Raw genomic sequence first — 21,108 nt, forward strand, 5'->3', positions numbered from 1 at the left:
CCGATGACCGCAAAACAACAAAAGAACCTGAGCGAGAGCGCCCAGGTCGACCAGCAATCCATCCAGCCTTTCCCCCGTTCGCAGAAAGTCTATGTGCAGGGCTCCCGCCCGGACATCCGCGTGCCCATGCGCGAAATCAGCCTGGATGTGACTCCCACCGCTTTCGGCGGCGAGATCAATGTCCCGGTCACTGTCTATGACACGTCCGGCCCCTACACCGACCCAAGCGTCAGCATCGATGTGCGCAAGGGGCTGGCCGACGTGCGTTCCCCCTGGATCGAAGACCGCAACGACACCGAGCGCCTGCCGGGCCTGACCTCCGAGTTCGGCCAGCGTCGCCTGGCCGATGCCGAACTGTCGGCCATGCGCTTTGCCCATGTGCGCAACCCGCGCCGTGCCAAGGCTGGTCGCAACGTCACGCAGATGCACTACGCGAAGCAGGGCATCATCACGCCTGAGATGGAATACGTCGCCATCCGCGAGAACATGAAACTGGCCGAGGCGCGCGCCGCCGGTCTGCTGAAGGAGCAGCATCCGGGCCAGAGCTTCGGTGCTAGCATTCCGAAGGAAATCACCCCGGAGTTCGTCCGCGAGGAAATCGCCCGCGGCCGCGCCATCATCCCGGCCAACATCAACCATGTGGAGCTGGAGCCGATGATCATCGGCCGCAACTTCCTGGTGAAGATCAACGGCAATATCGGCAACTCGGCCCTGGGTTCCTCCATCGAGGAAGAAGTGGCCAAGCTGACCTGGGGTATCCGCTGGGGTTCGGACACCGTGATGGACCTGTCCACCGGCAAGCACATTCATGAAACCCGCGAGTGGATCATCCGCAACTCGCCGGTACCCATCGGCACCGTACCGGTCTACCAGGCCCTGGAGAAGGTCGGTGGCATCGCCGAAGACCTGAACTGGGAGCTGTTCCGCGACACCCTGATCGAGCAGGCCGAACAGGGCGTGGACTATTTCACCATCCATGCCGGCGTACTCCTGCGCTACGTGCCGCTGACCGCCAAGCGCGTGACCGGCATTGTCTCGCGCGGCGGTTCGATCATGGCCAAGTGGTGCCTGGCTCACCACAAGGAGAATTTCCTCTACACCCACTTCGAGGAAATCTGCGAAATCATGAAGGCCTACGACGTCAGCTTCTCGCTGGGCGACGGCCTGCGTCCGGGCTCCATCGCCGATGCCAACGACGCCGCGCAGTTCGGTGAGCTGGAAACCCTCGGCGAGCTGACCAAGATCGCCTGGAAGCACGATGTGCAGACCATGATCGAGGGCCCTGGCCACGTGCCGATGCACCTGATCAAGGAGAACATGGACAAGCAGCTGGAATGCTGCGACGAGGCCCCGTTCTACACCCTCGGCCCGCTGACCACCGACATCGCCCCTGGCTACGACCACATCACCTCCGGCATCGGCGCCGCGATGATCGGCTGGTTCGGCTGCGCCATGCTCTGCTACGTGACTCCGAAGGAGCACCTGGGCCTGCCGAACAAGGATGACGTGAAGACCGGCATCATCACCTACAAGATCGCGGCCCATGCGGCCGACCTTGCCAAGGGCCACCCCGGCGCGCAGATCCGCGACAACGCCCTCTCCAAGGCGCGCTTCGAGTTCCGCTGGGAGGACCAGTTCAACCTCGGTCTGGACCCGGACACCGCGCGTGCCTTCCACGACGAGACCCTGCCGAAGGATTCGGCCAAGGTTGCGCACTTCTGCTCCATGTGCGGGCCGAAGTTCTGCTCGATGAAGATCACCCAGGAAGTGCGCGACTACGCCAAGGAAAACGGCCTGACCGACGAACAGAAGGCCATCGAGGCCGGCTTCGCCGAGCAGTCCGGGCGTTTCAAGGACGAAGGCTCGGTGATCTACAAGCAAGTGTGAGCGTCAGCTCCGGAACGATGAACAGGTATTGATCTGTCATCCCCACGGCGAAAGCCGGGCTTCGGGCCCGGCTTTCCGGTTTGTGGCCAATTCATAACTACAGTCCATCAGGGCAACTGCCAACGTGAACACCCCGACCAGCTACTCGCCGTCCATCCCGGTCGCCTTCGACCAGCGCGTTCTCGGCACGCGCGACCTGTTTTCCCTCTGGTTCTCCCTCGGCCTCGGCCTGATGGTGCTGCAGACCGGCGCCCTGCTGGCGCCCGGCCTCGGTACCAGCGACGCGTTGCTAGCCATTTTCCTCGGCACTGGAGTCGGCGTACTGCTGCTCGGGGCGGCAGCGATGATTGGCAGCGACACCGGCCTTGCCTCCATGGCGTCGATGAAGCTCAGCCTCGGCTCGGCTGGCGCGACCTTGCCGGCCTTCCTCAACCTGCTGCAACTCGTGGGCTGGGGCGCCTTCGAGATCATCGTGATGCGCGATGCGGCCAGTCTGCTGATCATGCGGGGCCTGGGCGAGGACAGCCTGTGGGCTTCACCGACCCTCTGGACCCTGGTGTTCGGCGCCTTGGTCACTCTGCTCGCGGTAGCCGGCCCGCTCGCCTTCGTACGTCGCATCCTGCGCCGTTGGGGCATCTGGTTGCTGCTGGGAGCCTGCATCTGGCTGACCTGGGACCTTATCAAGCGTGCTGATTTCGCGGCCCTGATGGCGCGGGCCGGCGATGGCTCCATGTCTTTCGCACTGGGCTTCGATATCGCCATCGCCATGCCGCTGTCCTGGTTGCCACTGATTGCCGACTACTCGCGCTTCGGCCGTCGTGGTGGCGGTGTATTCGTCGGTTCGGCACTGGGCTTCTTCATCGGTTGCCTGTGGCTGATGGGGCTGGGGGTGGCCTACACCCTGGCGTTCGCCGAGGGTGGCGATGCCAATGCACTGCTGCTGACCCTGGCCGGCGCGGGCATGGGAATCCCGCTGTTGCTGATTCTGCTGGATGAGTCGGAAAAGGCCTTTGCCGATATCCACTCGGCGGCGGTGTCCAGCGGCATCCTGCTGCCGCTTAAGGTAGAGCAGCTGGCGCTTGCCATCGGCTTGCTCTGCACGCTGATCGCCTGGTTCGCGCCGCTGGCCGAGTATCAGAACTTCCTGCTGCTGATCGGCTCGGTGTTTGCGCCGCTGTTCGGTGTGGTGCTGGTTGATCACTTCATTCTGAGCCGCCGCCGCGCCGAGCTGGCGCCGCGCGTTGCATTGCGCTGGGACACGCTGCTGGCCTGGGGTTGCGGCGTAGTGATCTATCACCTGTTGGCCAATCGTTGGCCGGAGCTGGGTGCAACCCTGCCGGCGCTGTTGGCCGCTGGCGGGTTGCAAATGCTGCTGGGACGCTTCAGCCGCGTCCGGGGAAATACTGGGGCTTCAGTATTCCGTTGAGCTGCGGGTAGGGGATGCGAATCTCCGGGTGCCCGCTGGAGTAAGGCGCGATGCTGTACACGTCGTACTTGAGCAGCATGGCGCCGTAGCCGAGGCCGACGTTGGCGGTGCGCTCGAACGGCCAGGTCTTGATGAAGTCTGGATCCTGGTCGAACTTGTTGGCCGCCAACCAGCGGAGGTGGGCCTCTTCGGCGACCTTCCAAAAGGCGTCTTCCTGGCCTGGAAGCAGCATGTCGCCGAGGCTCAGCGGCTTCTCCAGTTTGCGGTCGTAGTTGATGAAACCGCGGCCAGGCATGCCATGGGCGCCGCCGGTGAACAGGTAGCTGGACAGTTCCACCAACACGAGTTTGTCGTGCTGTTCCAGTACCTTGGCTTGCAGGTAGCTGCTCCAGCCCGGTTCGGCGCTGGCGAGGAAGTCCTTCTCGTAGGATTCGAGCGAAGCCGGAAGCGGCTCGCCGGGGCTGTTCTGGGTCATCTGCAGCAGGCGCTGGTTGATCAGCGAATTGAGCTGCGGCTCATCGGCGAAACTGATGGTGTCGATGTTCACCAGCGGGCAGGTCTCGCCCTGGCAGCCGGGTTTCAGGTGTTCCCAGGCGTGGCGCTGCGGTTCCAGTTTGTCGCTGCCACCGGGTAGCATCTGGCAGGCACTGAGGAGGGCGCCGAGGCTGGCGGCGGCGAGGAGTCTGGCGAGGGGCATCGGCTTCATCTTCAGGGGCAATTCCGGAAAAGTGCAGGCTTCGACTGCCGCTGGGGCCATGAGTTCGCGTATCCCCGGGCAGCCTTTCGCCGCGCATCTTCCCAGTCTGTGCCTCGTCTGCAAAGAGGCTGCAGCCTGTACGACCAAGGCGTAGGATGCGCGAATCAAAGCCTTCCGAAGCAGTGAGACCGTCCCATGACCGAAACCTTCAAACCGGGCCCCGACGCTGTCGAGATGGTCGAACGAGAAACCTGTTTCCAGGGTTTCTACCGCCTGGACCGCCTGAGTCTGCGCCACCGACTGTTCTCCGGCGACATGGGGCCGGTCATCCATCGGGAACTCTTCGTCCGTCATGATGCTGTCTGTGTACTGCCCTATGATCCGCAACGGGATGCCGTGGTGCTGATCGAGCAATTCCGCGTCGGCGCCTTCGGCAAGAGCGAAAGCCCCTGGCTGCTGGAATTGGTGGCGGGGCTGATCGACAAGGACGAGGAGCCGGAAGAGGTCGCCCGTCGGGAAGCCGTCGAAGAAGCCGATCTGCAGTTGACTTCGTTGTGGCCGATCACCACCTACTATCCTTCACCAGGGGGCTCCAACGAGCGCGTGCATCTGTACCTCGGACGTTGCGACAGCAGCGGCGCGGGAGGCGTACACGGGCTGGCGGAGGAGGGCGAAGATATCCGCGTGCATGTACTGTCGCTGGAAGACGCCCTGGCCCTGATGCGTGAAGGGCGGCTGGACAATGCCGCAAGTATGCTGGCCCTGCAGTGGCTGGCGCTGAACCGTACCGAAGTCAGGGGGTTGTGGACGTGAATCTGTTGCGCGATCGCTACCGGGTCGACCTCGTTGGGCTGCAAGCAGCCTGCGAGGCGAACTACGCGCGCCTGATGCGTCTGCTCCCGCAGATGCGCGAGGTTCGTGGTTCCCGACGCGTCGCGCTGAGCCAGGGCGAGCGCCTGCTTGGTGTATTGGCTCTGGAAGTGGTCGAAGCCTGTCCCTATACCACCACGCTGCAGGTGCGCCAGGAGCACAGCCTACCCTGGCTGCCGTCGCCGCAACTGGAAGTGCGCGTCTACCATGACGCGCGAATGGCGGAAGTGGTCGGTGCCGAGAATGCACGGCGATTCCGCAGCGTGTATTCCTATCCAAACGCTGACATGCACCAGCCCGACGAGAAGAGCCAGCTCAATCTCTTCCTCGGCGAGTGGTTGAGCCATTGCCTGGCCTGTGGTCACGAACTGGAACCGGTCGTCCTCTAGTCTCTGGACGAGACTCACCTGTGATCGACAGTCTTTCCTGCAAGGTCCCGCTTTTGTCCGGAAGGCCTGCGACTGGTCGGCCAGGTTGATCCGCAGCCGCTAACTGTGAACCATTCCCGCTTCGCGGGTTTACCCATTGCGCGCGCAACAACCATAATCGGAACACCTTGCCCGAGGAGAAGGCCTTGCCCAATCCATTCCCCCCTGCCGCTGACGAGTCGGTGCTGCTGGTGCAGCTCTCCGACAGCCACCTGTTCGCCGAGGCGGACGGCAAGCTGCTGGGCATGGAGACCCGTGACAGCTTGCGGCGGGTGATCGACCAGGTACTGCAGGAGCAGCCACGCATCGACCTGGTACTGGCCACGGGCGACCTCTCCCAGGACGGCTCGGTCGAGTCCTACGAGGCATTTCGGGATCTGACTGCAAGTATTCCCGCGGCTGCCCGCTGGTTCCCCGGCAACCACGATGAAGTCCCGGTTATGCGCGATGTGTGCGCCGGTACTGCCGAGCTGGAACCCATCGTCGACTTCCCCCACTGGCGCCTGGTATTGCTGGACTCCACCATCGCCGGTGCCGTCCCCGGACATTTCCCCGACGAGCAACTGGCGTTCCTGGAAAGCGCCCTGGAAGGTGCCGGCGAGCGCCATGTCCTGGTCAGCTTCCATCATCATCCGGTACCCATCGGTTGCACCTGGATGGACCCGATCGGTGTGCGCAACGCCGACAGCCTGTTCGCCGTCCTGGATCGTTATCCACAGGTGCGGGCGCTGCTCTGGGGCCATGTCCACCAGGAGTTCGACCAGATCCGCAATGGTGTGCGCTTGCTGGCGTCGCCATCCACTTGTGTGCAGTTCGCGCCAGGCAGCGAGGACTTCTGCGTGGGCAGCGAGGCGCCGGGATACCGCTGGTTGCGCCTGATCCGTGATGGCAGCATCGAAACCGGCGTTTCGCGGGTCATCGGGATCACGTTCGAAGTGGATTACAGCATCAAGGGTTATTGACCTTCGCGCCGTGGCACGGCAAGAAGTACAACTTTCCCTAGATCGCCAGGAAACCGTGTGGCCAGTTCGCAACCCAGCCTTCTCTATATCCACGGCTTCAACAGCTCGCCGTCGTCACTCAAGGCGCGCCAGCTCAGCTCGCTCATGCAGGGCCTCGGCCTGATCGAGCGTCTGCGGGTTCCGGCCCTGCATCATCATCCCCGACTGGCCCTCGGCCAGCTTGAGGCCGCTATCGCCGAACTGGGGCGCCCGGTGCTGGTCGGCAGCTCACTGGGCGGCTACTATGCGACCCACTTGGCCGAGCGCCACGGCCTGAAGGCCGTGCTGATCAACCCCGCGGTCGCCCCGCACCGGTTGTTCGACGGCCAGCTTGGCCCACAGAAGAACTACTACAGCGACGAAACCTGGGAGCTGACGCTGGAGCATGTGATGGCGCTGGCCGAACTGGAAGTGCCACCACCACAGGACCCGGTTCGTTACCAGGTGTGGTTGCAGACGGCCGACGAAACCCTCGACTACCGTCAGGCGGAGCGCTACTACCGCGCCTGTGCCTTGCGTATCGAAGCGGGCGGCGACCACGGTTTCCAGAACTTCCCTGCCCATCTGCCCGCCTTGCTGGCTTTTGCCGGCTTTCCCGCGCAGCTGTGGCGTGACATCGACTTTTCCGACCTCTGACTGAAAGGGAATCCATGGCTACTTACAACGCGGATGCCATCGAAGTCCTCTCCGGCCTCGATCCGGTGCGCAAGCGTCCAGGGATGTACACCGACACCTCCCGACCCAATCACCTGGCCCAGGAAGTCATCGACAACAGCGTGGACGAGGCCCTGGCAGGCCACGCCCGTAGCGTGCAGGTGATCCTCCATGAGGACAACTCGCTGCAGGTCATCGACGACGGCCGCGGCATGCCGGTGGACATCCACCCCGAAGAAGGGGTGCCCGGTGTCGAACTGATCCTCACCAAGCTGCACGCCGGCGGCAAGTTCTCGAACAAGAACTACCAGTTCTCCGGTGGCCTCCATGGCGTGGGCATCTCGGTGGTGAACGCCCTGTCCACGCGCGTCGAAGTGCGCGTCAAGCGCGAGGGCAGCGAATACATGATGACCTTCGCCGATGGCTTCAAGGCCAGCGAGTTGGAAGTCATCGGCAGCGTCGGCAAGCGCAATACTGGCACCAGCGTCCATTTCTGGCCGGATGCCAAGTATTTCGACTCCCACAAGTTCTCCGTCAGCCGCCTCAAGCATGTGCTCAAGGCCAAGGCCGTGCTTTGCCCGGGGCTGTCTGTCACCTTCGAGGACAAGGCCAGCGGCGAGCGCGTGGAATGGCATTTCGAAGATGGCCTGCGTTCTTACCTGGTGGATGCCGTCAGCGAATTCGAGCGACTGCCGAACGAACCTTTCTGCGGCAGCCTGGCCGGTAACAAGGAAGCCGTGGATTGGGCGCTGCTCTGGCTGCCCGAGGGTGGCGACAGCGTTCAGGAAAGCTACGTCAACCTGATCCCGACCGCCCAGGGCGGTACCCATGTCAACGGCCTGCGCCAGGGCCTGCTGGACGCCATGCGCGAGTTCTGCGAGTTCCGCAATCTGCTGCCGCGCGGGGTCAAGCTGGCACCCGAGGACGTCTGGGAGCGCATCGCTTTCGTCCTCTCGATGAAAATGCAGGAGCCGCAGTTCTCCGGCCAGACCAAGGAGCGCCTGTCCTCCCGCGAGGCGGCAGCCTTCGTCTCGGGCGTGGTCAAGGATGCCTTCAGCCTGTGGCTCAACGAGCACCCGGATCTGGGTATGCAGCTGGCGGAACTGGCGATCAGCAATGCCGGCCGCCGACTCAAGGCGGGCAAGAAAGTCGAGCGCAAGAAAATCACCCAGGGGCCGGCGCTACCCGGCAAGCTGGCGGATTGTGCTGGCCAGGACCCGATGCGATCCGAGCTCTTCCTGGTGGAAGGTGACTCAGCCGGCGGTTCGGCGAAGCAGGCACGGGACAAGGAATTCCAGGCGATCATGCCGTTGCGCGGGAAGATCCTGAATACCTGGGAAGTGGACGGCGGCGAAGTGCTGGCCTCCCAGGAAGTGCATGACATCGCAGTCGCCATTGGCGTCGATCCTGGCGCGTCCGACCTCAGCCAGCTGCGCTATGGCAAGGTCTGCATCCTTGCCGACGCCGACTCCGACGGCCTGCACATCGCCACGCTGCTGTGCGCGCTGTTCGTGCGCCACTTCCGCCAGTTGGTAGAAGCCGGACACGTCTATGTGGCGATGCCGCCGCTGTTCCGTATAGACCTGGGCAAGGAAATCTATTACGCCCTGGACGAGGCCGAGCGCGACGGCATTCTCGATCGCCTGGTGGCCGAAAAGAAACGTGGCAAGCCGCAGGTCACCCGATTCAAGGGCCTGGGCGAGATGAACCCGCCGCAGCTGCGCGAAACCACCATGGACCCGAACACTCGTCGCCTCGTCCAGCTGACCCTCGAAGACGCGGAAGGCACGGTGGAGGTCATGGACATGCTGCTTGCGAAGAAACGCGCTGGTGATCGCAAGTCCTGGCTCGAGTCCAAGGGTAACCTGGCCGAGGTCATGGTGTGAGGGGAGTCCTTTTCCTCCTCGGTCTGTTGTCCTGTGCACCGCTCTGGGCCGCCGGCGATCCGGAACAACTGAGGCTGGCCTTCGAGTACCCGGTGGAAGGCATGCCCCAGGGCAACCTCTCCGGGCTGGCCCGCTGCGGTGACGACCTGGTGGCGGTTTCCGACCGGGTAGATAGCCAGCTGTACCGGCTCAAACCCATAGGTGGCGTACTCCAGGCCGAGGCCGAGACCTTCCATGCGCCGCCGCCACCGCCGAGCAGCCTGCCCTGGGGCGTGCGTGCGCGTTCCTGGGCCATCAGCATGCTGCGGGGCAACGACCTGGATTTTGAAGGCATCAGCTGCGATGCCGTCGGCAATCGCTACCTGGTGAGCGAGGCCAATGCGGCGGTGCTGCAGCTGCCGGTGGCTGGTGAGCCCAATTGGTTGCTGTTGCCGGACAACCTGGTCCGCCAGGCCCGCGCCAGTGGCATGCTGCTGCACTTCAATGCCCTGCTTGAAGGCATTGCCGTCGATCCCAAGGGCGAGCGCCTCTGGCTTGCCGCCGAGCGCGAGCGGCGGGGGCTGATGGTGGTTCACAAGCAGCAGTCCACCTGGCGTTGCACCGGCGGTTGCGTGATCTTCAGCGAGGCGGGTACTGAGCGTCCGCCAGCGCCCATCGGCAGCGAGCAGCAGATGCCACGGGATTTCTCCGACGTTGCCTTCCATGAAGAGAAACTCTTCACCCTGGAGCGCCTGGCGCATCAGATCTGCCGGCGCAAGCCGAACAATGGCGAAGTCGAGCGTTGCTGGTCCTTTGCCGAGGAAGCACTGGCCGATACCCGTCGATACGGTGTGCCTTTCGGAGTGGCCGAGGGGCTGTGGATAGATGCCGAAGGAGCCTGGGTCGGCCTCGACAACGGTGGCAAGGCCCGCGCCGACGGCGAGCGTCGCCCCATTGTCTGGCGCTTCACCGCGCCCAAGGGCGGCTGGAGCGCGAAATGACCACACAGACGCCGGGCAAACGAGCAGGAAGGGTAATGCTGGTGCTCGCCTGGGGCATCGGCCTGATCCTGGCTACGCGTTATTTCGGTGTCTGGGAGGACCGCCAGCACAATCCCAATCGCGCGCCCGAATCGGTGCATGGCGACTGCTACGTGGAAGTGCGCCTGGCCAGCAGCCGCCAGGGGCACTATCTGCTCGACGGCCGTATCGACGGCCAGGGCGTGACCTTCCTGCTCGATACTGGCGCCACCCAGGTGGCAATACCCGCCCGGCTGGCCGAGCGCCTTGGCCTGAAGCCTGGCGCGGCGGTAACCCTGAGCACCGCCAACGGCCGAGTCACCGGCCACCGCACCCAGCTGCAGGACCTGCGCCTGGGTGACATCCGCCTGACCCAGGTGCCCGCGATCATAGTTCCGGGCATGGACGGCGAAGAGGTGCTGCTTGGTATGAGCGCCCTCAAACAACTCGAATTCACCCAGCGCGACGGCACCCTGGTGCTGCGCCAAGTCACTTCTCCGTGAGGCACGCATGAGCGAATCCCTCGATCTGAGCCTGGAAGGCGTTGAGCGCCGCTCCTTGGCCGACTTCACCGAACAGGCCTACCTCAACTACTCCATGTACGTGATCATGGACCGCGCCCTGCCGCATATTGGCGACGGTCTGAAGCCCGTACAGCGTCGCATCATCTACGCCATGAGCGAGTTGGGCCTGGACGCCGACTCCAAGCACAAGAAGTCGGCGCGTACCGTCGGCGACGTGCTCGGCAAGTTCCACCCCCATGGCGACTCCGCCTGCTACGAGGCCATGGTGCTGATGGCCCAGCCTTTCAGCTACCGCTACACCCTGGTCGACGGCCAGGGCAACTGGGGTGCGCCGGACGATCCCAAGTCATTCGCTGCCATGCGTTACACCGAGGCGCGCCTGTCGCGCTACTCGGAAGTGTTGTTGACCGAGCTGGGCCAGGGCACTGTGGACTGGGTACCGAACTTCGACGGTACCCTGAACGAGCCGGCGACCCTGCCGGCGCGCCTGCCCAACTTGCTGCTGAACGGCACCACCGGCATCGCCGTGGGCATGGCTACCGACGTACCGCCGCACAACCTGCGGGAAGTGGCCGCTGCCTGCGTGCGCCTGCTGGATGAGCCGAACGCCACCGTGGAGCAGCTCTGCGAACACATCCTCGGTCCGGACTTCCCCACCGAAGCCGAAGTCATCACCCCGCGCGCCGAACTGCTGAAGATCTACGAGTCAGGTCGCGGCTCGGTGCGCATGCGTGCCGTATACCGTGTTGAGGACGGCGACATCGTCGTCACCGCTCTGCCGCACCAGGTCTCCGGTTCCAAGGTGCTGGAGCAGATCGCCGGCCAGATGCAGGCCAAGAAGCTGCCGATGGTGGCCGACCTGCGTGACGAATCGGATCACGAGAACCCCACCCGCATCGTCATCATCCCGCGCTCCAATCGCGTGGATGCCGACGAGCTGATGCAGCATCTGTTTGCCACCACCGACCTGGAGTCCAGCTACCGGGTCAACACCAACGTCATCGGTCTGGACGGCAAGCCCCAGGTCAAGGACCTGCGCACCCTGCTCAGCGAATGGCTGACTTACCGAATCGGTACCGTTCGTCGCCGCCTGCAGTTCCGCCTGGACAAGGTAGAGAAGCGCCTGCACCTGTTGGACGGCTTGCTGGTCGCTTTCCTCAACCTGGACGAAGTGATTCACATCATCCGTACCGAGGACCAGCCCAAGCCGGTCCTGATGGCGCGTTTCGAACTCAGCGAAATCCAGGCGGACTACATCCTCGACACTCGTCTGCGTCAGCTAGCGCGCCTCGAGGAGATGAAGATCCGTGGCGAGCAGGACGAGCTGCTTAAGGAACAGAAGAAGCTGCTGGCACTGCTGGGCAGTGATACCAAGCTGAAGAAACTGGTGCGTGACGAGCTGATCAAGGATGCCGAAACCTATGGCGACGACCGTCGTTCGCCGATAGTCGCCCGTGCCGAAGCCCGTGCTTTGTCTGAAACCGAGCTGATGCCCACCGAGCCGGTAACCGTCGTGTTGTCCGAAAAGGGCTGGGTGCGCTGCGCCAAAGGCCACGATATCGATGCAACTGGCCTGTCCTACAAGGCGGGTGATGGCTTCAAGGCGGCAGCGCCCGGTCGCTCGAACCAGTACGCGGTGTTTATCGACTCCACCGGGCGCAGCTACTCGCTGGCGGCCCATTCACTGCCTTCGGCCCGAGGTCAGGGCGAGCCGCTCACCGGTCGTCTGACGCCGCCTCCGGGCGCCAGCTTCGACTGCGTGTTGCTCCCAGAGGACGACGCCACCTATGTCATCGCCTCGGATGCCGGCTACGGATTCGTGGTCAAAGGGGCGGACCTGCAGGCCAAGAACAAGGCCGGCAAGGCCCTTCTGAGTCTGCCCAATGGCGCCAAGGTGGTGGCTCCGCGGCCAGTACAGAGTGTCGAGGATGACTGGCTGGCAGCGGTGACTACCGAAGGTCGGCTGCTGCTGTTCAAGGTGGCCGACCTGCCGCAACTGGCCAAGGGTAAGGGCAACAAGATCATTGGTATCCCGGGAGATCGTGTCGCCAGCCGCGAGGAGTACCTGACCGACCTGGCAGTCCTGCCGTCTGGTGCGACCCTGGTCCTGCAGGCCGGCAAACGCACCCTTTCGCTCAAAGCTGACGACCTTGAGCACTACAAGGGTGAGCGCGGACGTCGTGGCAACAAGCTGCCGCGTGGTTTCCAGCGAGTCGATGCGCTGCAGGTGGAACCGCTGGCCTGACGCTGACGGCGGCGAATTGACGTGTTGCTATGGAGTCCTGCGTCACATTGACGGATGATATGTCCCCTCGCCATTCAGTGGTGGTGGCGAGGACGAATGAATTCGACTGCAGGCTGCCCACAAGGCGGCCGTGGGTGAGATTGATGACCGTGCGTTTTCCCCTGGCTTTGATGCTGGTGAGCCTCCTTGGCCTTGCTGGTTGTGTGCATAGCCCCTCCATTCCGATGTTTCAGCTGGACGCGGGCACCCCGGAGGTGCCCTCAAAGAAGGCTGGGATGCAAGTACTGCTCGGCCCGGTAACCGTGGCCGATTACCTTCAGCGCGAAACGCTTCTGCAGCGCCAGCCCGATGGCAGCCTGACCGCGGCGCCGGATGGCCGCTGGGCCGGCAGCCTGGCAGCGGATATCGATCAGGTGCTGCTACGTCAGCTGTCCTGGCGTCTGGATAGCCAGCGCCTGGTGCTGGCGCCCGGCAATCCTGGCTTTACGCCTGAAGTGCAGGTTCTGCTGACCATCAGCCGCCTGGACTCGGGCCCGCAACGCCCGGCTGTGCTGGAGGCCCAATGGCGCCTGCTGGATCGTGCAGGTCAACTGCGTGATAGCCGCCTGGTGCGCCTCGAAGAGGCCCATGCCGGTACCGCTGCCGATCAGGTGCGCGCGCAGAGCAAGTTGCTGCAGCAACTTGCAGAGCAGCTTGCTGCCGCGGTGAAACCCCTTGAAGGCCAGCCGGTTGTCGTCGAGGCGCCGCGCAAGCCCGCAGCCCCAGCGGCCCCGGCCAAGGCCAAGGAACCGCAGCCGCCGAAGATTCCCATGGCGGCGCCAGTGCGCACGGACGTGGAAGTCTTCCGCTTCTGATTTCAGGATTATGAAAAAGCCCGTTGATGCGGGCTTTTTCATGGGCGTTCGCCAGTTTTTTTGCCGTATTTCGTGACCAGGCCGCGCACCGCTAAACCACTGATAGCCAGAGCGCCGCAGGGTAACCACACCCAAAGAGCCTCGGATTGCAGTACATCGAGCCCTCGCCGGGAAACGAAGCCAGCGATAAAGGGAGAAACCTCGATGGGGCGCCACGGCAGGAAGTAACGCTCCAGGTCCCACGGCCAGAGCCAGGCGACGCCCAGCCCGCCATCGGTCAATGCATCCAGCAGGCTGTGGCTGAAGGTGGCGAAGAAGATGAACAGTGCTGCCTTGGCTGGCCCGCATTGCAGTCCACGGAAAATGACTGCGGCGAATAGCCCGCAAAGAGAAGCGAACAGCAAGGAATGACTGAAACCGCGATGTCCGAAGGCGTCTGCGTAGGCGATGCCCAACTTGAAGGCCAGCACGTCAGCATCCGGGACGCAGGCGAAGATCAGCCCGGCTATCAGTAGCCGGGGCGGAATGATCCGTCTGCCCAAGGCAAGGCCAACGGCCAGCACGGGCAGGGGATGAGTAATCAGCGTGGTCATGGCCTGTCCTTGGCCGGATCGTCAGTGCCGTGCTGTTTCGTGCATGCGCGCCAACTGGCGCTCCAGCAGCGACGGATAGGGTTCCAGCAGGCGTTCGACGCAGCAGGCGCCTTCCGGGCTGGTGATGGAGCGGATGCGCGCACGCTGACGGACCAGTTCGTCGTCGGCGATGGCGCGCTCCACCAGCAGCAGGTTGCGGCTGTGCTGGCTCAGCGCCAGGGCGTTTTGGGTAGTGTCGTTGAGCAGAAGGTCGCCTTGGCCGAGGCCGGAAAGGTCATCACCCAGGGTTAGACCGAGTTGCAGTTGCAGGGTGATGCCGCTGTCGGCGACTTCGATTTGCAGGGCGTGACCCAGGGCACGCATGAGCTCGCCGCAGCAGAGGGCATGGGTGAGGTAATCCTCGCCGCCGTCCTGGCTGTGGAAAAGCATCAGGCTGCTGCCATCGTTCAGGGTCAGCAACTGACCGTGATAAAGGCGGGCCGCATGGTCGAGGCAGTCACGATAGCGCTGTAGCAGGTCCATCAATCGCGAGCGCGGCAGGCGGCGCAGTTGGTCCTGGGCACCCAGCTGGATGGCCAGGACTGCACTGTGCTGAGGCTCCTGCTGGATGACCGGGGCGGGAGTCGGGGCCGGTTCGGCCAACTCCTCACGCAGGTCGGCGAAGGGATCCTCGTCGTCCGGGGTGAACAGCTTGCTCGGCGTTTCGTCCTCGCCATCGAAGCTGTCATCACGTAGGTCGCGGACTTCGAACTGATCCTCGTCGTTCTGTTCTTCGTCCGGATAGTCTTCGTCTGCTTCGGCGAAGTCCTCTTCAGGGATTGGATCCAGCTCCGGCTCGGGCTCCGGTTTCTCCGGTACTAGGCGGGCTTGCAACTGGCGGGCGAGATCACCGATCTCGTCCTGGCGACCGGCACCTGGGGCAGGGTCGTCGGGGTCGCGCAGCCACACGCGCAGTTGCAGCAGCGGCGTGGAGATATGGCGGCCGAGGCGCAGGCTCAGGGACAGGGTCAACGCCAGCAGGATCAGGCTGAGCAGCCCCATGCTCTGCAGGCTGATGGTCATGGGCTGCTGGAACTGCTCCATGTCCAGGCTCAGACGCAGGTGGCCGGCGATCACTTCCTGGAAGGTGATGGGCGTGGAGTACAGGCCCTCGGTTTCTCCCAGCAGGCCCTGTTTGGGGCGCGAGCCGGCCTCGGCGAGGATGCGGTTATCCACGCTGTAGATGGCCGCGTGGGCAACCAGTGGATTCTTCACCAGGTTACTGAGCAGCACGTTGAGGCTGAGGATGTCGTTGGACACCAACAGCTCTGTGGCAGATGCGGCGGTTTGCGCCGTCAGGCTCTGGCCCAGTGCGTCGGCCTGCTGCTGCATGGCCTGCTTGAACTGCATGCCCATGACCCAGGCGTAGATCACCAGCGCCAGCGCTACCAGGAGCAGGCTATGGCTGGCGATGCGCAAGGCGATCGGCACGCGGCGCTGGCGCAGGGCGTGGAAGATCAGCAGGAAGAAGTTGTCGGGTTTGACAGGCGTGGGCCGGTTCACAGAGCGCGGCTCTTCTCGGACGAAATTGTGGCGCAGTATAGCGAGCGACCCTTGCAGGGCAAAGCGCCGGGCATGCTGCGAGTGCTGCGAAAGTGGGTAGAATGTGCGCCTTTTCATGCGCTGAGTGAGGTGCGCCTTGCGCGAAATAGTCCTGATCAACATCACTGGCGAGGACCGCCCCGGCCTGACCGCGGCCATTACCGGTGCTCTGGCCCAGGGCGGCGTGAATATCCTGGATATCGGCCAGGCGGTGATCCACGACACCCTGTCGTTCGGAATCCTGGTGGAGATTCCGGACAATGCCGGAGCCTCCGCCGTGCTCAAGGATGTACTGTTCACCGCCTACAAGCTGGACCAGCAGGTGCGTTTCACTCCGGTGCCCGAGGCGGATTACCAGCAGTGGGTCGATGGCCAGGGCAAGAGCCGCTACATCGTCACCTTGTTGACCCGCAAGGTAACCGCCGAGCAGCTGCAGCGGGTGAGCTCGATAACTGCCAAGTACGGGCTCAACATCGACCATATCGACCGTCTGTCGGGTCGTATGCCGCTGGATACACCGGCCGATAAGGGCAAGGGCTGCATCGAGTTCTCCGTACGCGGTGAACCGGCGGACCCGGTGGCCCTGCGCGCCGAGTTCCTCAGCGTGGCCCAGGAGCTGAATGTCGACATCGCTTTCCAGCGCGATTCGTTGTTCCGTCGCAACCGCCGCCTGGCAGTGTTCGACATGGATTCGACCCTGATCGAAGCCGAGGTGATCGACGAACTGGCCAAGGCTGCCGGTGTGGGTGATCAAGTGGCCGAGATCACCGAGCGTGCGATGCGTGGCGAACTGGACTTCCGCGCCAGCTTCAAGGAGCGCCTGGGGCTGCTCAAGGGGCTGTCCGAGGATGTACTGGAAGAAATCGGCGCTTCCCTGCGGTTGACCGAAGGGGCGGAAACCCTCTTCGCCGAGCTCAAGCGCCTGGGCTACAAGACTGCGATCCTCTCCGGCGGCTTCAGCTACTTCGCCAAGCAATTGCAAGCAAAGCTGGGCATCGACTACGTATTCGCCAACGAACTTCAGATCGTCGATGGCAAGCTGACCGGCGTGGCCATCGAGCCAATCGTCGACGCGCAGCGCAAGGCCGACCTGCTGCGTGAGCTGGCGCAGAAAGAGGGCCTGCGGCTGGAACAGACCATTGCCGTCGGCGATGGTGCCAACGACCTGCCGATGCTGGGGCTGGCGGGGCTGGGCGTGGCCTTCCGTGCCAAACCACTGGTCAAGCAGTCGGCCAAGCAGGCCATCTCCACCCTTGGCCTCGATGGCATCCTTTATCTGCTCGGCTTCCGCGACCGCGACGGCAAGGACTGACAGTCGAGCTGGAAATGAAAAAGCCGCCTTCGGGCGGCTTCTTCGTGACTGGCGCTTACTCGTCGCCGGATGAGAAGTCGTAGTCCATCGCCTGGCTGGGGCCCTGCAAGTAATAGCCCTGGATGTAGTTGACGCCGGCCTGCCAGAGGGTCGCCAGCACACTGGCGGTTTCGACGAAGGGCACGATGGTCAGCTTGGCCTGGGCGTGCAGGCTGGCCAGCAGGGTCTTGAGGACTTCCTGGTTCTCCGCGCGGCTGAGGTCCTGGGTAAAGGAACCGTCCACCTTCACGAAGTCGATGGCGAGGTGCTTGAGAGTATTGAACGGGTTGAGGGCGCAGCCGAACTGACTGAGTGCTACCTGGCAGTGCAGTTCGGCGAGTCCCTGCGTCAGCGCCTTGGCTTGTTTGAGGTAGGCAATGGCGTCCGGTTCGCTGAACTGGAAAATCAGGGCGTCGGACGGCAGCCGCGCGGCCTTCAGCGCCACGCTGAGCCACGGCAGAAGGGTCTGGTCCTGCAGGCTGGCGCCTGACAGGTGGACGAAGAGCCGAGTGTTGTGGCCCTTGGTGCGGTGTTCGGCAAGCAGCTTGATGGAGTTGAGGATCACCCAGCGGTCGATCTTCTCGGCGAGACCAGCGTCCTTGGCAGCGTCGAGGAAGTCGGCCGGCGGTACTTCCTCACCTTGCGGGCTGAGCAGGCGCAGCAGCACTTCGTAGTGTTCGAAGCTGTCGCCGCGCAGGCTGATGATCGGCTGGAACAGTAGACGGAAGCTGTTGTTCTCCAGAGCCTGCTGGACCATTGCCACCAGGCTGCCCCGGTTGGCCGCCGCAGCGAGTTCATCGGCCGGGTTGTAGAGCTTGAGGCCGTTCTCGTCGCCCATCTCGTCGGCGCAGCGATGGGCGCGATCCACCACGTCCTGGGCTCTGGGCGTGGTTTCGCTTAGACCGGCAACGCCAATGCACAGGCTGAGCTGCACGGTTCGGCTGCTGACGTCGAACAGGTGGATGTCGATCTTCTTCAGCAAGCCCTGCAGCCCTTCGACGGCCTGTTCGGGCGTGATCCCGTGTTGCAGGACACTGAAAACGTCGTCGCCGTAGCGGGCGAGCTGTGCATCGCCGGCGAAGTGGGCACGTAGCAGGTTGGCGAGGTCAGTGAGCAGCAGGTCGACTCCGGCGATGCCGATTTCAGCCAGCAGGCTGGAATAACGAGCAACTCGGATGTACGCGAGACTCGATGGCTGACTGGTCTTGACGGCCCGCTCGGCGGCGATATCGAGCATCTCATTGAAGTGCGAGCGGTTGAACAGACCGGTGACCAGGTCCTGGCTACTGATCTCACGAAGCTTCTCTTCCAGTTCGCTGCTGTCGGTTTCAGCGCGGATCACCACCTGGATACAGGGCTCGCCATCGTAGGTGGCGGGAGAGAAGTTCATGCGTGCCTGGAAGCTCTGCCCATCGACCTTGCAGCCGTTGCAGGTGAGCTCTCCGCTGCCTTCGCCTTCGCGGTAGTTCTTCAGGAAGTCCTTGAATCCTGCCTGGTCAGCGCCGGCGATCAGATCGATCATCGGCATGCCTTCGAGTTCGTCACCATCGTCGTAGCCGAACATCTCCACGTAGGCGCGGTTGGCATAGATGTGCATGCCGTCGTGCACGTAGGCAATGGCGTCGACCGAACTGTCCAGCAGCAACTGGCAGCGTTTCTCCGCTTCGCGCAGGCTGACTTCGGCGGCTCGACGAGCGCGGCGTTGTTCGAGGTTAGCCAGCTCGCGGTTGGCCACCAGCACCAGCCGCTCATCCTCGCCCTGGGGCAGGGCATCCTGGGCGCCCAGGGCCAGTGCTTCGGTTATGAGGTCGGAGTCGTTGTCCTGCACCAGCTGGATGAAGGGGATGTCCTTGGACTGGCGTCGAATGCTGCCGAGGGCTTCGCCGGGGCTCAGGTGTTCGCTACTTGGCGCGGCTATCAGGAGGTCCCAACTCTGCTGCAGGACCTCATTGAGATCGTCGGCGGAAAGGACGCGATGGACGCGAGTCGCGCGACCGGAGTTGCGGAACAGGCTGACCAGGCGCTCGGCTTCGTTCTGCGAGTCTTCCAGGATCAGCAGACGGATCGTTTTCTTTTCGATGGCCATGGCCTGTGCTTAGCGCCGAACGAGCGCGAATAGGCGACGAATGGTGGTGAGCCGGGAATCTACAGTGACTTCCATAGTGAGTCAAAATCTTCCTCGCCACCCTGTGGCTGGCTTCCCGAACCTGCGGCCGGTTTCCCTTGTGGAGGTGTTGGCTGCTCGAAAGTCCGGTACTCGAATTGGTTGAAACTGCCCGTGCTGGTGAGGCGCCGAGTCAGGATGGCACGGTGCTCATTGCCATGCAGATTGATTTGCACCTTGTTGCCTTCCTGGAAGGGTAGCCGCGGGGTGATCAGTGTGGCGGGACGGGAAATGGCACCGATGGCTGGGAGCAGCAAGGCTCGCAGGTAGTGGCTGTTCTGCTCGCCCTTACGCAGCAGCAGTACGCCACAGGATTGCGCCTGAGGTGCCGCCAGTTCGATGCCCATCTGCGTACCGCCACCGCGTACCTGGCGAATCCAGCGCACGACGGCAATGCTCCAGCCCTGGCCAGGCGCGTCCTGAACGCCAAGCAGCTCGCCGGCCTGCAGCTGGCTGGGTACTTCCTTTGGCCAGCTCAGGCAGTAGCCGCCCGGGCTGTGGTTGACCACGGCGACATTGAATGTTGGATAGCTTTCCGGCGCGGCACTGGCCTGGGGCGCTGGGGCGCCGCTCTCGGTAGCAGGCTTGGTGTACTCGATTTCTTCCAGTGACATGCCCGGCTGCCAGCCCTGGGTAGGCTGCGCATCGAAGGCGTTGGCCCAGACATCTTTCGCGATGGCGTTGCCGGCATCGCCGAACACCGGTTGGCTGATTTCCTGGGTGAGCTTGAGCACTTCGTTGAAGGGGCGGCTACCCGCGAGGAAGAAGTGCAGGGCGCTCATGCCGATGCACAGGGTCAGGCTGCCCTGGCCGGGATTGCGCTGGAAGGTTCTTTCGGAAATGTCGCCCCAGGCCGAACTCACATGCTGCAGGAGGTCGAGGGTCAAGCCTTCGGCCATCGGCAGGCGCGACTGGCCGCGCTGCTCGATCGGCAACTGCAGGTATTCCTTGATGGCGTCCACCAGCGGTAGTGGGTCGAGGCCCAGCAGGATACGCGGCTCGACTTCCTGGAAAAGCGACTTGTAACGAGGTGGGCCGTCGAGCTGTGGCGCCACCGCGAAGAGGCTGGAGGGCAGTTCTGCCGACTGCAGTCGTACCAGGGAACTCCAGGGTTCGAGGATTTCCGCCAAGCGTGCAATACCGTTCTGGCGCATCTGGTTACAGCGGGCGCAGCCCAGAAGCAGCGCCACCAGGTAGGTCTGCTCGACGCTCAGGCCCTCAGTGTGGCGGGCGAGCGGGTCGCGCACGGTCACGCGATGGAGCTGACGGCTTTGAGCCAGCTGGTAGAGCTGGTGCAGTTCCAGCCAGAGGCCTTCGGGGACCGGGCAATAGAGTTGGCTGGAGCGGATCAGGGGCCCGTTGAGGCTGTGCGCTGCGCGTTGCAGGGCGATGGCAAGGAGCTGGGCGCGGTCGCGGTCGCGGGTCGGGCGTGGCGACTCCTGCACGATGATCAGTTTGTAACCGATCGCCAAATGGTTCTGCAGGGCCTGGCAGAGGTTGGCAACCTTGCGCGGACGTTCATCCAGAACGATGGATTGGCCAAGGAAGTGCCGTTCCAGGTGCTGGCAGACGAAATGCACCTCAGGGCGCATCAGTTCCAGCAGTTGCAGGCGGTTCTCAGTCGGAGTGACCAGTTGGTTGAGTTCCACCAGGGCCTGGTAAAGCTGGCGAGCGGTTTCGCCGAGGTTGGCCTTGGGTAGGTGGGAGATCCAGCGTTTCAGCTCACGAGGGGTGGCATCGCAGAAGGACAGGCTCTGTTTGCTAGGCGCTGGTACGCGCAACAGCAGGTGAGGGCTCTGGTGCTCCATCCGGATCGGTTTCTCCGAATTCTCGTACTGGGGATGAGGTTGAATCTCAGCACTCTATCAGCATCTTTACCCGGTCGCAGCCTATCTATGGCAGGGGTGTAGAGGCGTTGGCAGATTCCTGCGGAAGTGTGCCGCTTTCTT

At 63.4% G+C, this 21,108-nt stretch carries 17 protein-coding genes; 12 read left to right on the plus strand and 5 right to left on the minus strand.

What is annotated here, in order from left to right; genetic code table 11:
• Nucleotides 1-3 precede the first annotated feature (3 nt).
• Nucleotides 4-1,887, plus strand: coding sequence for a phosphomethylpyrimidine synthase ThiC (thiC, locus tag E8E75_RS19665; RefSeq protein ID WP_153918126.1), 1,884 nt, complete (start codon nt 4-6; stop codon nt 1,885-1,887).
• A 124-nt stretch (nt 1,888-2,011) separates the two neighbouring features.
• A complete protein-coding gene (gene cytX, locus E8E75_RS19670) occupies nt 2,012-3,313 on the plus strand; it encodes a putative hydroxymethylpyrimidine transporter CytX (protein WP_280359651.1) in 1,302 nt (433 codons plus the stop codon).
• Here cytX and E8E75_RS19675 read toward each other — a convergent pair.
• Entirely contained in the window at nt 3,270-4,010 is a 741-nt protein-coding gene (locus E8E75_RS19675) for a DUF3298 and DUF4163 domain-containing protein (protein WP_120655337.1), read from the minus strand. The genes cytX and E8E75_RS19675 overlap by 44 nt on opposite strands.
• A 195-nt stretch (nt 4,011-4,205) precedes the next feature.
• Here E8E75_RS19675 and E8E75_RS19680 point away from each other — a divergent pair, with 195 nt between their 5' ends.
• The 9 genes from E8E75_RS19680 to E8E75_RS19720 all read left to right on the plus strand — a co-directional run bounded on the left by E8E75_RS19680 (nt 4,206) and on the right by E8E75_RS19720 (nt 13,470).
• A complete protein-coding gene (locus tag E8E75_RS19680; protein WP_120654216.1) occupies nt 4,206-4,823 on the plus strand; it encodes an NUDIX domain-containing protein in 618 nt (205 codons plus the stop codon).
• Nucleotides 4,814-5,269: a DUF1249 domain-containing protein gene (locus E8E75_RS19685; protein ID WP_120654217.1), complete on the plus strand. Its 456-nt coding sequence runs from the start codon at nt 4,814-4,816 to the stop codon at nt 5,267-5,269. The genes E8E75_RS19680 and E8E75_RS19685 overlap by 10 nt, the downstream gene beginning before the upstream one ends.
• Nucleotides 5,270-5,454: 185 nt before the next feature.
• Nucleotides 5,455-6,270, plus strand: a complete 816-nt coding sequence (gene cpdA, locus E8E75_RS19690) for a 3',5'-cyclic-AMP phosphodiesterase (RefSeq protein WP_153918124.1) — start codon at nt 5,455-5,457, stop codon at nt 6,268-6,270.
• Between the two features lie 57 nt (nt 6,271-6,327).
• Entirely contained in the window at nt 6,328-6,945 is a 618-nt protein-coding gene (locus E8E75_RS19695) for a YqiA/YcfP family alpha/beta fold hydrolase (protein WP_120654219.1), read from the plus strand.
• 14 nt (nt 6,946-6,959) lie between these two features.
• The gene (gene parE / locus E8E75_RS19700) at nt 6,960-8,849 is read left to right on the plus strand and encodes a DNA topoisomerase IV subunit B (protein ID WP_120654220.1); all 1,890 of its coding nucleotides are present in this window, start codon (nt 6,960-6,962) and stop codon (nt 8,847-8,849) included.
• On the plus strand, nt 8,846-9,829 hold the full coding sequence (locus E8E75_RS19705; protein WP_280359652.1) for an esterase-like activity of phytase family protein: 984 nt from the start codon (nt 8,846-8,848) through the stop codon (nt 9,827-9,829). The genes parE and E8E75_RS19705 overlap by 4 nt, the downstream gene beginning before the upstream one ends.
• A complete protein-coding gene (locus E8E75_RS19710) occupies nt 9,826-10,350 on the plus strand; it encodes a TIGR02281 family clan AA aspartic protease (RefSeq protein ID WP_153918122.1) in 525 nt (174 codons plus the stop codon). The genes E8E75_RS19705 and E8E75_RS19710 overlap by 4 nt, the downstream gene beginning before the upstream one ends.
• A gap of 7 nt (nt 10,351-10,357) precedes the next feature.
• Nucleotides 10,358-12,616, plus strand: coding sequence for a DNA topoisomerase IV subunit A (gene parC, locus E8E75_RS19715; RefSeq protein ID WP_153918120.1), 2,259 nt, complete (start codon nt 10,358-10,360; stop codon nt 12,614-12,616).
• 140 nt (nt 12,617-12,756) lie between these two features.
• The gene (locus E8E75_RS19720) at nt 12,757-13,470 is read left to right on the plus strand and encodes an ABC-type transport auxiliary lipoprotein family protein (protein ID WP_120655338.1); all 714 of its coding nucleotides are present in this window, start codon (nt 12,757-12,759) and stop codon (nt 13,468-13,470) included.
• A gap of 38 nt (nt 13,471-13,508) precedes the next feature.
• Here E8E75_RS19720 and E8E75_RS19725 read toward each other — a convergent pair whose 3' ends face one another.
• The gene (locus tag E8E75_RS19725) at nt 13,509-14,063 is read right to left on the minus strand and encodes a metal-dependent hydrolase (protein WP_153918118.1); all 555 of its coding nucleotides are present in this window, start codon (nt 14,061-14,063) and stop codon (nt 13,509-13,511) included.
• Nucleotides 14,064-14,084: 21 nt separating this feature from the next.
• Complete coding sequence (locus E8E75_RS19730) at nt 14,085-15,605, minus strand: AhpA/YtjB family protein (RefSeq protein ID WP_120654225.1); 1,521 nt, start codon at nt 15,603-15,605, stop codon at nt 14,085-14,087.
• A 136-nt stretch (nt 15,606-15,741) separates the two neighbouring features.
• Between E8E75_RS19730 and serB the strand changes: the two genes are divergently transcribed.
• Nucleotides 15,742-16,956, plus strand: coding sequence for a phosphoserine phosphatase SerB (gene serB / locus E8E75_RS19735; RefSeq protein ID WP_120654226.1), 1,215 nt, complete (start codon nt 15,742-15,744; stop codon nt 16,954-16,956).
• Nucleotides 16,957-17,011: 55 nt separating this feature from the next.
• Here serB and E8E75_RS19740 read toward each other — a convergent pair whose 3' ends face one another.
• A complete protein-coding gene (locus E8E75_RS19740; RefSeq protein ID WP_153918116.1) occupies nt 17,012-19,081 on the minus strand; it encodes an EAL domain-containing protein in 2,070 nt (689 codons plus the stop codon).
• A 59-nt stretch (nt 19,082-19,140) separates the two neighbouring features.
• Complete coding sequence (locus tag E8E75_RS19745) at nt 19,141-20,967, minus strand: molecular chaperone (RefSeq protein WP_153918114.1); 1,827 nt, start codon at nt 20,965-20,967, stop codon at nt 19,141-19,143.
• Nucleotides 20,968-21,108 lie beyond the last annotated feature (141 nt).

The organism is Pseudomonas sp. BN606, assembly GCF_029873115.1.
Lineage (GTDB): Bacteria > Pseudomonadota > Gammaproteobacteria > Pseudomonadales > Pseudomonadaceae > Metapseudomonas.